This is a genomic window from Flavobacterium sp. WC2509, from assembly GCF_052683105.1.
In genome coordinates, this window is record NZ_JBQZFG010000001.1 from 3,030,525 (window position 1) to 3,044,458 (window position 13,934).

Annotated in this window: 9 protein-coding genes; all 9 read left to right on the top strand. The window is 35.4% G+C overall.

Annotated features, from left to right (window positions below; genetic code table 11):
• Positions 1-12 precede the first annotated feature (12 nt).
• The 9 genes from ACUN3A_RS12660 to ACUN3A_RS12700 all read left to right on the top strand — a co-directional run bounded on the left by ACUN3A_RS12660 (position 13) and on the right by ACUN3A_RS12700 (position 13,862).
• On the top strand, positions 13-1,485 hold the full coding sequence (locus ACUN3A_RS12660) for a RagB/SusD family nutrient uptake outer membrane protein (RefSeq protein WP_445551649.1): 1,473 nt from the start codon (positions 13-15) through the stop codon (positions 1,483-1,485).
• A gap of 14 nt (positions 1,486-1,499) precedes the next feature.
• Positions 1,500-3,068, top strand: a complete 1,569-nt coding sequence (locus ACUN3A_RS12665; RefSeq protein ID WP_445551650.1) for an arylsulfatase — start codon at positions 1,500-1,502, stop codon at positions 3,066-3,068.
• Positions 3,069-3,135: 67 nt separating this feature from the next.
• Positions 3,136-5,040 carry an arylsulfatase gene (locus tag ACUN3A_RS12670; protein WP_445551651.1) on the top strand — a complete coding sequence of 635 codons (1,905 nt, stop codon included), beginning with the start codon at positions 3,136-3,138 and terminating at the stop codon, positions 5,038-5,040.
• Positions 5,041-5,376: 336 nt separating this feature from the next.
• Entirely contained in the window at positions 5,377-7,299 is a 1,923-nt protein-coding gene (locus tag ACUN3A_RS12675; protein WP_445551652.1) for an arylsulfatase, read from the top strand.
• Positions 7,300-7,501: 202 nt separating this feature from the next.
• Positions 7,502-8,560, top strand: coding sequence for a sterol desaturase family protein (locus ACUN3A_RS12680; protein WP_445551653.1), 1,059 nt, complete (start codon positions 7,502-7,504; stop codon positions 8,558-8,560).
• A gap of 67 nt (positions 8,561-8,627) precedes the next feature.
• Complete coding sequence (locus tag ACUN3A_RS12685) at positions 8,628-9,698, top strand: sterol desaturase family protein (RefSeq protein ID WP_445551654.1); 1,071 nt, start codon at positions 8,628-8,630, stop codon at positions 9,696-9,698.
• Positions 9,699-9,715: 17 nt separating this feature from the next.
• Positions 9,716-11,128 (top strand): DUF1254 domain-containing protein, encoded by a 1,413-nt coding sequence (locus ACUN3A_RS12690; protein WP_445551655.1) that lies wholly within the window; start codon positions 9,716-9,718, stop codon positions 11,126-11,128.
• Positions 11,129-11,170: 42 nt separating this feature from the next.
• Positions 11,171-13,126, top strand: a complete 1,956-nt coding sequence (locus ACUN3A_RS12695) for an alkyl/aryl-sulfatase (RefSeq protein WP_445551656.1) — start codon at positions 11,171-11,173, stop codon at positions 13,124-13,126.
• Positions 13,127-13,151: 25 nt separating this feature from the next.
• Positions 13,152-13,862: a thioredoxin domain-containing protein gene (locus tag ACUN3A_RS12700; RefSeq protein WP_445551657.1), complete on the top strand. Its 711-nt coding sequence runs from the start codon at positions 13,152-13,154 to the stop codon at positions 13,860-13,862.
• The last annotated feature ends 72 nt before the right edge of the window (positions 13,863-13,934 follow it).

The window sequence follows — 13,934 nt, forward strand, 5'->3', positions numbered from 1 at the left end:
AAAAATCAAACGATGAAAAAAATAATAATAACATTCATACTAAGTGCTAGTCTGTTTGTATCGTGCACAGAATTAGAGGTCACACCTACCTCTTTTATAACTGAAGATAATTTCTTTAAAACCGAGGCGGATGCCACTGCCAGTATTACTGCTGTCTATGCCTCTTTAAATATTGATCCAGGAGAGCAAAGTTTATTCGGAAGAAACCTTTATTTCCTAACTGATATGGCTTCAGATTATGCTGCGGCTGGAGTTTCGGCAACGAATCCTCAGGTAAGAGCATTAAGTAGTTTGACTCATGATGCGACATCAGATCGTGTTCAAGTAGCTTGGCGCCAAATTTATAACGGTATTAATAGAGCGAACGTGGCTATTGATAATATTCCTAAAGTAGCAGGAACTGATGTTAAAAAAACAAGATTGATTAATGAAGCTAAATTTATTAGAGCCTTATTATACTTTCAGGCAGTTCGTCTTTGGGGAGGAGTTCCGATTGTTTTACATGAACCAACTTCTATCGATATTGAAAGCTTAAAATCAAAAAGAGCTACTGTAGATGAGGTTTATGCACAGATTATTTCGGATTTGAAAGCAGCAGAAAGTTTACCATCTACTTATGCTGCCAATGATGCTGGGCGTGCTACTTCGGGAGCAGCAAAAGCGATTTTAGCGAAAGTATATTTGACAAGAAAAGATTGGGCAAATGCTATTCTTAAATCTAGAGAGGTTATTAATGGAGGCTATGGATATGCACTTTTTGAAAGTTTTGCAGATGTATTCAATAAAGCAAAAAAGAATGGTAAAGAACATATTTTTTCTGTTCAGTTCGAACCAAATCAAGCAAGTAATGGTTCAAGCGGAAGTTCTTTTCAAGGAACATCTTTTACAGGATTTACCGCTACAGAACCAGCAGATATTATCTCGGATGTAGCTTTGTTCTATGATATTTATGCAGCAGGTGATACTAGGAGAGATGTGAGTTATAAAAAGCAATTATTAAATCCTGCGACTGGAACACTATATACTTTTCCGAAACCTATTTTTGGTAAATACTTAGATGTTACCAATTTGGCTACACCAGGTAATGTCGCTATTAATTTCCCAATTATTCGTTATGCCGATATCTTATTGTCATTATCAGAGGCAATCAATGAGCAGTCTGGGGTAACGCCAGAAGCTATTGAATATGTAAATCAAATAAGAAGAAGAGCTTTTGGAAAAGCGATAACTACTCCTGATGCAACTGTTGATTTAGTTGGACTTACAACAGATCAGTTAAGAGCTGCAATTCGTGAAGAGCGTAAAAAAGAATTTGTACAAGAAGGACAAAGATGGTTTGATTTAGTGCGTTGGGGAGTTTTGGTTAGTGAAGTGAAAAAAGTAACAGCTAAAAATACTGTTTCAGAACGCAATAACTTGTATCCAATTCCACAAAGCGAAAGAAATCTGGATCCAGTTGGGTTACCACAGAATCCTGGGTATTAATACGAGTAAATAAAATGATTAAAAAACTGTTCATTATTGCCCTATTGGTTGTTGCACAATTTCAGCTATTGGCACAAAAAAAGCAACCTAATATCATCGTCATTTTGGCGGATGATTTAGGCTTCTCAGATATTGGTGCTTTTGGCTCAGAAATTAAAACGCCAAATTTGGATAAGCTCGCTAAAAACGGGCTTATCTTAAAACAGTTTTATAATGCAGGGCGTTGCTGTCCTTCTCGAGCTTCATTACTTACAGGTTTGTATTCACACCAAGCAGGTGTTGGGGATATGGTGCAAGACAAGGGAGTTCCTGCCTATCAGGGGTATTTAAACGAGCATTGTATCACGATTGGGCAAGCACTCAAACAGGCAGGATATAAGACTATTGTTTCTGGAAAATGGCATGTTGGTTTAGCACCATCAGCTTGGGCGGTAAATCGAGGGTTTGATGATTCTTTTACTTTACAAAACAATGGGAGCAGTTATTTCAACTCGGAACCTTTGTATAACGATGGAAGAAAAGTTACATTTTTGAAAGGAGATAAAGAAATTATTCGCAAGGATACATCTACTTATTTGACTCAGGAGATTACCAATTTTGCTATTAATTCTTTAGAAAAACAGCGAAATGAGCAAAAGCCTTTTTTTCTGTATGTTGCTTATAATGCGCCGCATTGGCCCATTCAGGCATTGCCAGAAGATATTGCAAAATACAAAGGCAAATACCTGCAAGGCTGGGATAAATTAAGAGCAAGCCGTTTTAAAAAATTAAAAGAACAAGGAATCATTGATAAAAATTGGGACTTATCAAATCGTTTTGAAAAAGTGCCAGACTGGGAAAAACTAAGTGTCGAAGAAAAAGACAAATGGGATACCCGAATGGCAATTTACGCCGCGATGATCGACCGAATGGATGCTGGAATTGGGGAAATCCTGCAGAAAGTAAAGTCTTTGGGAGAAGAAGATAATACACTTGTTCTTTTTCTTTCGGATAATGGTGGAAGTGCCGATGATGTGAAAAATTGGAATTATGTTACACAAAAAAATGGAACAGCAGGTTCGGTTGCGTCAATTGATAGTTATGAAAGTCCGTGGGGAAATGTAAGCAACACGCCTTTTCAATTATTCAAAAAGAACACCCACGAAGGCGGTATTGCTTCTCCTTTTATTGCTTATTATCCAAAGCATATTAAGCCAGGTATAGTAAGTAACAGAGTAAGCCATTTAATTGATATTTTTCCAACTTGTTTGGAGTTTGCAGGTTTTCAATATCCTGATTCATTTGAAGGGAAAAATCTAACACCCTTAGAAGGTATTAGCCTAAAAAAGGAATTTGAAGGAAAACAATCTGATGCACATGAAGCTTTGTTTTGGGAGCATGAAGGTAGCAAAGCAGTAAGAAAAGGCCAGTGGAAAGCGGTAGCCGAAAACAATCAGCCTTGGGAATTATACAATCTTGCTACAGACCGAACTGAAACAAAAAACGTGGCAAAATTAGAACCAAAACTACTTAAAAGTCTGATTGAATTACATCAGCAATGGTCTTTAAAAGTAGGTGTCGAAGATTGGAATAAAATAAAATAGTGTAATGAAATATTTACTATAGAAATTCTATAAGTGAATGCTAATAATAACATAACAATAATACAAAATGGAAGATATAAAATATAATAGAATCATCAGAAGCTCACAAAAAGGGCTTTTGATTACTGCTTTAATTGCTGCACAATTTGGCTTTTCTCAAAATAAACCAGATTCAGATTTTAAAGGAGTTATTGGTAAAACATTAGCCGATTCAAAAGAATATTGGCCAGCGCCAGTTACAGCCCCAAAAGGAGCTCCAAATGTGGTTTGGATTGTTTTGGATGATGTTGGATATGGCGCTTCAAGTGCTTTTGGAGGTTTGATCGATACACCAGTTTTAGAGAGTCTAGCCAACAATGGATTGAGATATACTAATTTTCACACGACAGCAATTTGTGCTCCTACACGCTCTGCCTTGCTAACTGGAAGCAATTCTCATAAAGTCCATGTTGGTGGATTCTCACATACTATAATGTCTGCAGGATTTCCAGGTTGGGATGGAAGATTACCTTCAAAAAACGGAACAGTTGCAGAGATTTTACGTGACAAAGGGTACAACACTTTTGGTGTGGGTAAATATGGAGTTACTCCAGATGAGGATGCCACAGATGCGGGACCTTTTGACAGATGGCCAACAGGGAAAGGTTTTGAACATTTCTTTGGATTCTTAGGTTCAGCGACTGATCAATACAAACCAGATTTGATAGAAGATCAAGCACATGTTACTCCAGACGGAAGACATCTTAGCGAGCAAATTACCGATAAAGCGATTAGTTATATTACCAGACAACATAAGGCAGCCCCAGAGAAACCGTTCTTTTTGTATTATTCTCCAGCAGCGGTTCATGCGCCACATCAGGTAGCTACAAAATGGAGCGATGCTTATAAAGGAAAATTTGACGATGGTTGGGATGCGTATCGTGAAAAAACATTAGCTAATCAAAAGAGATTAGGAGTTGTTCCTGCCAATGCGGTATTGCCTGAACGCAATTCAATTATTGCAGATTGGAAAAAATTAACACCAGATCAAAAGAAAGTATATTCTAGATTTATGGAAGTATATGCTGGATATTTAACATACACCGATTATGAAATTGGAAGATTGGTGAATTATTTAAAAGAATCAAATCAATTAGAGAATACCCTTGTTTTCGTTTTAATAGGTGATAATGGTGCCAGTAAAGAAGGAACATTACAAGGAGCTGTCGACAGACAAACTTATGTAGCTGGAGTAACAGATGAGCAGGTATTTCAAAATAATTTAAAACGAATTGGTGAAATTGGAACTCCTCAAACGTATGGTAATTATCCTTTAGGTTGGGCTCAAGCGACTAACACTCCATTCAAATCTTGGAAACAAGATGCTAATTCAGAAGGAGGAACACACAATCCTTTGATTGTTTACTATCCAAAAGGAATTAAAGAAAAAGGAGGAATCAGAACTCAATACAGCCACGTAATTGATATTTTGCCAACAACTCTTGATATTTTAGGTGTTAAAGCGCCTGAATCAATTAGAGAAATCAAGCAGGATACCATTCAAGGATATTCGTTTTACAATTCTTTAAATGATGCTAAAGTTGCTTCTTCGCATAAAATTCAACATTATTATATTTTTGGTGCAAGATCTATTTATAACGATGGGTGGAAAGCTGGAACAGCACATCAAAGTTCTATCGATGTAAAAGAAGCTTTGGTTGATAAAACAAAAGCAGGTGTTTTGAATGCTGATTTCGACAAAGATGTTTGGGAATTATACAATATCAATGAAGATTTTAATGAAAGAAAAGATTTGGCTAAGAAATATCCAGAAAAACTAGCTGAACTTAAAAAACTATTTGATCAACAGGCTAAGAAAAATAACCTGTATCCGTTAATTGACTGGTCTGATGTTTATCAAAGAAAAATACATCAAACACCTGCTACGGAAGGTAAATCTGCTCAGGAATTATTGACTAAAGCAAATAAATAAAACTATTTCAGAGCTATTGAATATTAATTTGGTAGCTCTGATAATTAAAAAAATGAGATTAGTTAGACTAGTTATTTATTTGGTTCTCTTGTTTATTTTGATGAATACTTTTTTTGTTATTCGTTTTATAAAAAGATTGGTAAGGATATCTGTAAAAAGGCAAAATTAATAACTGCTATTCATCGTTCTGGAGTTTAAAAATTTAATAAAAAACAGTAATTAAAAGTATATTAAATCTATAGAATTAAAAGATTTTTAAATATTTTGATTACTAAATATTAGTCTGGTAGAAGGTTGATAAAGCCTTCATTAATAATCTATAAAAAAATAAAAACAATGAAAAAAATTAAACTTAATTCAAAACTCAAAACTCCTCAAAAGGGATTTTTATTAACAGCTTTAGTTGTTGCCCAATTTACTTTTGCCCAAAATACTCCAGATCCAAATTATAAAGGTGTCATTGGTAAAACATTAGCTGATTCAAAAGAATATTGGATAGAGCCAGTAAAAGCGCCAGCAGGTGCTCCAAACGTAGTTTGGATTTTGTTAGATGATGTGGGATTTGGAGCTTCAAGTTCTTTTGGAGGTTTGATTAACACGCCAACTTTTGATGTTTTGGCAAATAATGGATTGCGTTACACTAATTTTCATACTACGGCGATTTGCGCACCAACTCGTGCAGCATTATTGACGGGTAGAAACTCAGGAAGAGTTCATGAAAGTGGCTTTTCGCATGCATTTGCTTCAGCAGGTTTTCCAGGTTGGGACGGAAAAATTCCATCGGATAAAGGAACGATTGCTGAGATTTTAAGAGAAAACGGATACAACACTTTTGCAGTCGGTAAATATGGAGTAACTCCAGATGACGATGCTACTGATGCAGGACCTTTCGACAGATGGCCAACTGGAAAAGGATTCGATCACTTTTTTGGTTTCTTAGGATCACAAACCGATCAATACAAACCAGATTTAGTTGAAGATCAAGCGCACATAACACCAGACGGAAGACATTTAACAGAGCAAATTACTGATAAAGCAATTAGTTATATCACCAAACAACAAAAAGCGGCTCCAGGAAAACCTTTCTTCTTGTATTATGCGCCAGGGGCAGTTCATGCGCCTCATCAAGTAGCCGAAAAATGGGTAGAACCATACAAAGGAAAATTTGACGAAGGTTGGGATGTATACCGTGAAAAAGTATTGGCTAACCAAAAAAAATTAGGCGTAATTCCTGCTAATGCCGTTTTACCAGAACGAAATCCATTGATTACGGATTGGAAAAAATTAACTCCAGACCAAAAGAAAGTATATGCTAGATTCATGGAAGTATATGCGGGATATTTGACTTATACGGATTACGAAATTGGACGAGTGGTTAACTATTTGAAAGAAAGCAATCAGTTGGATAATACATTGATTTTTGTTGCTATTGGAGATAACGGAGCAAGTAAAGAAGGAACTACCGAAGGAACAATCAATCAAAGCCTTTTTTCTCAAGGGGTATCTAAAGAGCAAAATCTTCAGAGCAATTTAAAGAACATTGATGAAATTGGAACTGCCAAAGGCTTGAATACTAATTATCCTTTGGGATGGGCACAAGCTACCAATTCTCCCTTCAAAAACTGGAAACAAGATGCACAATCTGAAGGAGGAACTCGTAATCCTTTGATTGTTTTTTATCCAAAAGGAATCAAAGACAAAGGCGGAATCAGAAACCAATACAGCCATGTAACGGATATTCTTCCTACTACTTTAGAAATTGCTGGAATCAAAGCACCAGAGAAAATTAAAGAAGTGAAGCAAGATATTATTCAAGGTTCTTCTTTTTATACTTCATTGAATAATGCCAAAGCCGAATCTTTACACAAGATACAATACTATTATATTTTTGGTAACAGAGCGATTTACAAAGATGGCTGGAAAGCAGGAGCAGCACACCCTGATCCATTTTTAGGACAAAAAACGGCTACACAAAATCAGAAGCCATCAGCAAATAAGTTTGATGATGATGTTTGGGAATTGTACAATTTGAATGAAGATTTCAACGAGCGTAACAACTTGGCAGCTAAATATCCTGAAAAATTAGCAGAGCTAAAAAAACTGTTTGATGAGCAGGCCAAAGAAAATAATGTATATCCATTGCTTGATTGGCAAGATGTGTTTTCAAGACTTCAAAGTGCTGCGGGTAAAAATAAAAGCATTCAGGAATTGACAAAACAAATAACAAAGGGAGGAGAATCCCAAACAGGTAGTAAATAAGAATTCAAAATTTCAGGTCTTTTATTAGAATATTAAAAGACCTAAAATCTTTTAATAACAATAAAAAATAAAAATTATGAAACGAGTAGACTTTGAAATTATCGGAAAAAAAATTGTTGTAGGAGCAATTGTGTTTTTAGTACCGTTAGTCATTTTGGCTGGAGGTTTAGCATTAGTTAATCAAATTTTAAAATAAGAAATCATGGCATTAGATACATCAAAACTGAAAAGAGATTTAGGAATTAGTCTTTTTATTTATAGTTTGCCAGTATTGGCAATTTACCTTTATTTTAAATTAAATAATGGCATAGTAGCAGAATCACATCTTACATTACCATCTTATTTAGAGTTTTTGCAGCCCATTTTTAAAAACATAAGAAGCTGGGGATTTATTGTAGTCGCGATTGTTTTGGGAATTGTCGAATTTGCTGCAGGTTTATACGATGATCATTGGACAGGACGTGAACGTAAAGTAGATATTATTTGTTTTTTAGCGCCAAAATTGCTTTTACCTCCAGTTACAGCTTTCTTTAGTTTAACGGCTTTACCATATTTGATTCCAGGTTTGGCAAACACACTTTCTTGGGTTCCATTTTGGGGAGGCTTTTTCCTAATTGCAATTGCGGATGATTTAACGCAATACTGGTACCACCGTTTGCACCACCAAGTGCCGTTTTTATGGCGTTTTCACAGAACACATCACTCGGCTCCATACATGGGAATGGCGATGGCTTCTAGACAAAACTTTCTTTACACGGTGTTTTTCTCTCAAATTTATTTGACAGCTACCTTGACTTATTTAGGATTAGGAATTCCTGCTTTGTTTGTTTTGGTTATAAAAAGCACGATCACTTTAGCGGCACATTCTAGTATTGCTTGGGATAAACCATTTTACAAATACAGAGTATTGCATCCAATTGCATGGGTTTTTGAACGTTTAATTTCTACTCCAGCGACTCATCACGCACATCATGCAGATACAAGCGGAGATGGTGTTGGTCACTTTAAAGGAAACTTCGGAAATATGTTTTTTATATGGGATGTGATGTTCGGAACAGGTTTAATTACGAGAAAATTTCCTCAATCATACGGTACAAAAACATACAAAAGCGAAGAGTGGTATGCACAATTTCTTTGGCCAATATTCAAATCAAAAATTGAAGGAAGCCCTTTAGCTGAAGGTGTTCTTTCTGCTCCAATTTCTCAAAAAAGAGAAACTGTTTCAACGAATCAAAATGTTTACGAACCCGTTCAATCGTAAAAAATAAATAAAACTATTCAGAGCTGTTAAATTCAATTTGACAGCTCTGTTTTTAAAGTAATACATCATGGCATTAGGAAAAAAAACAACAAAAAAGCTGAAAAGAGATTTAGGTATCAGTTTGGCAATTTACAGCTTACCAGTATTGGCAATTTACCTTTATTTCAAACTAAATAATGGAATCGTAGCAGAATCGCACCTTACATTACCTTCCTTTTTAGAATTTGCAAAACCAGTTTTTACCAATTTACAAACTTGGGGATTACCCGTTTTTATGATAGTTATTGGAATTGTCGAATTCGTAGCAGGCTTATATGATGACGAATGGACAGGTGAAGAACGCAAAATAGATATTATTTCTTTTTTAGCTCCAAAATTACTTTTTCCGCCTGTTATTGCTTTTTTTAGTTTAACACTTTTACCTGTTTTAATTCCAGGTTTGGCAAACACACTTTCATGGGTTCCGTTTTGGGGAGGCTTTTTCCTGATTGCAGTAGCGGATGATTTAACGCAATATTGGTACCATCGTTTGCATCATCAAGTTCCGTTTTTATGGCGTTTTCACAGAACGCATCATTCAGCTCCGTATATGGGAATAGCGATGTTGAACAGACAAAACTTTATTTACACTGTGTTTTTCTCTCAAATTTACTTGACAGCTACTTTGGTCTATTTAGGACTAGGTTTACCAGCTTTGTTTGTGGGAGTTTTAAAAAGTATCATCATTATTGGCGCACATTCCAGTATTGCCTGGGACAAACCTTTTTACAAATACAGAATCTTGCATCCAATTGCTTGGGTTTTGGAACGTGTTATTTCTACTCCGGCAACGCATCACGCACATCACGCCGATACGAGTGGGGATGGAATAGGACATTTCAAAGGGAATTTTGGTAATATGTTTTTCATTTGGGATATAATTTTCGGAACCGCTTTGATTACCCGAAAATTCCCAAAATCGTATGGAATCAAATCATACAAACAAGAAGAATGGTACGCACAATTTCTGTGGCCAATATTCAAATCCAAAAAAGCAGGAAGCGCTTTGGCACAAGGAGTTTTGGCTATACCACTTTCTCAAAAGAAAGATGTTGTTCCAGCAAATCAAAATGGATACGAGCCAGTCCAGTCGTTATAACAAATAATTATTTTAAAATGAAAATTTTCGATTTACCCAAAATATTCTTAGGACTGTTTTTAAGTTTTTCACTCCATCAGGAAGTTATTGCACAATCTAATTCAGCAGAGAATTCCGAATTGATTACTACAGCTAAAGAGGCTTATATTTATGGTTTACCTCTTGTTTTGACTGATTTAACAAGATTAGCATCTCGGGGAAATATTAATCAGTTTGGACATTTAAAAGTGTTTCCAGATCATACTTTTAAAACCGTAGTAAGACCTAATAATGATACGTTTTATTCCAGTGCTTTTTTAGATTTGGCAAATGAACCAATTGTTCTGAATATTCCAGATTTGAAAGACAGGTATGCAGTTATTCCGTTATCGGATGCTTTTACAAATGTTTTTGCATCATTTGGAAAAAGAACAACAGGCACAAAAGCTCAAAAATATATTATTACAGGACCTAAATGGAAAGGTAAATTGCCTGCTGGTATTCAAGAAGTGAAGTCTCCAACTGATTTAGTCTGGATTATTGGAAGAATACAAGTAAACAGTCCAGAAGACGGAAAAAACTTTGTTAGTCCAATTCAAGAAGGTTTAACACTTACACCGTTAGGCCAGTTAAACGGTGTGGTAAAAAATAACGTAGCAACTTCAAAAATTACTTATTCTGTTGAATCAACTAATGCTGGAAAGTATTTGCTGGAAAATAAAAATGTGGTAACAGCTTTGAAGCAACTTTCTGTTGAGGAATATTTTAACTATCTGAATGAATTATTAGTGAAGAATCCTAGTACAGAAGCCGATAAACCCGCAATTGAAAAATTTGCCAAAATCGGAATAAAAGCAGGACAGAAATTTTCTTTAACTAGTTTTAATGCCGATCAAAAAACGGCTTTAAATGCTTTACCAACCCAAATTTTATCTGAATTAGATAAATTCCGTTCCATTGTTTCAACTAGAAAAAATTCTAAACCAGATACCACTATTGGTCATTTTGGAACTGATTATTTAAAAAGAGCTTCAGTTGCTTATTTAGGTTTAGGCGCATTAGGACCTGAAGATGCGGCTTACTTGTCTTACACACAAGATACTGAAGGACAAATTTTGAATGGTCAAAACAAATATGTCATTCATTTTGAACCGAATCAAACACCTCCTTCACGTGCTTTTTGGTCAATTACACCTTATGATAAAGGAGGATATTTGGTTGAAAATCCAATAAGAAGATATGCCATTGGTGATAGAAGTAATCTTAAATACAATGCAGATGGTTCATTGGATATTTTTGTTCAAAAAGACAGTCCTGGCGTTGAAAAAGATAGTAACTGGCTGCCTGTTTCCAAAGACGAATTTAATTTATCTGTTCGCATTTATTGGCCTAAAGAGGAATATTTAAAAACAGGAAATTGGACAAAACCTCCTATTCAAAAAAATAATTAGTACTAAAAAAGTAGCAAGAGTTCTCTAATAATCTAATCTTAAATGAAAAAAAATAAAATAACTGCGTTACTAATTGGTTGTACAATTGTTGCAGGAGCACAAGCACCAAAGCCAGCATCAACTTTTACGCAAAAATCAAATGAAGCGGTCTATTCAAAATTAAATTTTGATGATACTGCTGATTTTGAAGATGCCAAACGCGGATTTATAGCAACGGTGGAAGATGGAAAAATTCTTTCTAAAAACGGAGATGTTGCGGTCAATCTAAATGAGTTTGCCTTCATAAAAGGCAAGTCTCCAGCAACAGTAAATCCAGCCTTATGGCGTCACGCACAACTAAACAATATCCATGGATTATTCAAAATTACCGATGGGGTATATCAGGTTCGTTCGTTTGCAATAGCTAACATTTCTTTTATAGAAACTAAAACCGGTTACGTAGTTATTGATGCATTGAGTGGTGCCACAACATCACTTGCAGCTTATGAATTAGTAAAAAAACATGTTGGAAACAAACCTATTTTAGCTGTAATTGTAACACACAGTCATGCCGATCATTATGGCGGTTTAGAAGGTTTGATAAGTGCCGAAGATATAAAATCAGGTAAAGTGAAGTTCATCACTCCAAAAGGTTTTTATGACGAAGCGGTTAGCGAAAATGTACTTTTAGGAAACGTAATGAAACGCAGAGCAGGTTATCAATTTGGGGCAGGTTTACCAAAAAGTGAAACAGGTCAGATAGATGTTGGTATCGGAAAACCATTTTCTGGCGGAGGCGGAGGTTCATCGCTTTTACAGCCTAATTTCGAAATAGAAAAAACAGGGCAAACGCTTAATATTGATGGTTTAGAATTAGTTTTTCAGCTTACGCCAAATTCTGAAGCACCTGCCGAATTAACGGTTTTTGCTCCTGCACAAAAAGTATTTTTCTCTGCTGAAATTGCCAGCCATACTTATCATAATGTTTTAACGCCTCGTGGTGCCAAAACCAGAGATGCCAAAGCTTGGGCAGGATATTTGGATGAAGCCATTGATTTATTTGGAGGGAAAACCGAATTCATAGTTCCTTCTCATACCTGGCCGGTTTATGGTCACGACAAAGGAATTACTTTCTTGGAAAAACAACGCGATTTATACAAATACGTTCACGATCAAACGGTTCATTTGGCGAATAAAGGTCTAAATCCAGACGAGATTGCCGATGAAATAAAACTCCCGGCAGAATTAGCCAAAGAATGGTACAACCGTGATTTTTATGGAACAGTAAAGCATAATGCTAAAGCTACATACCAATTTTATTTAGGTTGGTGGGATGGAAACCCAGCTGATTACGACAAATTACCACAAGTTGAAGCTGCCAAAAAATATGTTGAATGGTTTGGTGGTGAAGCGGCTGTTTTGAAAAAAGCGAATGAAAGTTATAATAAAGGAGAGTACCGTTGGGTTGCCGAAGTTTTGAAACACGTTGTTTTTGCAAATCCAGCTAATACAGCCGCTAAAAATTTACAAGCAGATGCTTTCGAGCAGATTGCGTATCAAAGTGAATCGGCTATTTGGAGAGATTTATATTTATCAGGAGCCAAAGAGCTTCGTCAGGATGTTAGTACACCTAAAAATCCAGTGAGTGGAAGCAATAATTTCTATGCCAATTTGACTCCAGAAGCTATATTCGATTACTTATCGGTTACTGTTGATGGAACTAAAGCTGCTGGAAAAGATATTAAACTGCGTTTTCTTTTCCCTGAATTAAACAAAAATATTTTGGTTTATCTTAAAAATGGCGTTTTGCATCAAAGCAGTACTCGTGTAGATGAAAAAGCTGAATTTACTTTGGCTATCTCAAAATTGAAATTTGCCGATTTGCTTACAAACCCAGATAAAGCAAGAGAAATTTTAACTTCGGAAGGGGTGATTTTTGAGGGTGATCCTTTTAAATTCAGAGAACTGGCAAGTGTTTTTGAACCTGCGAATCCACATTGGAATATTGTAACACCATAATTAACAAACAAACAAATAAATAACTATGAAAAAAATCTTAAAAAACAGTATCAAAGCATTTGTATTCCTTTTTACAATTGCAGGTTTTGCTCAAAATCAAAACACATTTACATTACCAATAGATTCGTTTTATGCGAAAGTTAAGGAGCAGAAAAATCCACAGATAATTGATGCCCGAAGTTCAGATGAGTTTGCTATAAACCATATTAATGGGTCAGTTAATTTTAATTTGGAGACAAAGAATTATGCTGAATATGTAGCTCGATTGGATAAATCAAAACCAGTATTTATATATTCGATTGCCTCAGGAAGAAGCGGACAATTGGCAAAAGAATTACTAAAAAATGGTTTCTCTCAAGTAAACGATTTACAGGGTGGAATAGCAGCCTGGATAGGTGCTGGAAAACCGTTTTATTCCAATTCAAAAAGTAAATTGACATTGGCAGAATACAAAAAAATCATTGCCGAAAATAATACTGTTTTGGTAGATATCGGATCTCAATACTGTGGAGCTTGTAAAAAAGTAAAACCAGTTTTAGAAACTATCAGAGCAGACTATGGGACTAATTTAAAAATAGTAGAAATTGATTTGGAAGATAATCCACAAATCATAGCCGATTTAAAAACGGTAAAGGTTTTTCCAACTTTGATTTTATATAAAAACAACAAAATTGTTTTCAAAAAAGACGGTTCGGCTGATTTGAAAAAAGATGTTGATGTGGCTTTAGCTCATTAGATAATAGTACTATATTCTAAAATAAACAGTATTTAATTTTATATGACTGTCCGTAACTCATACCAAGAGTCT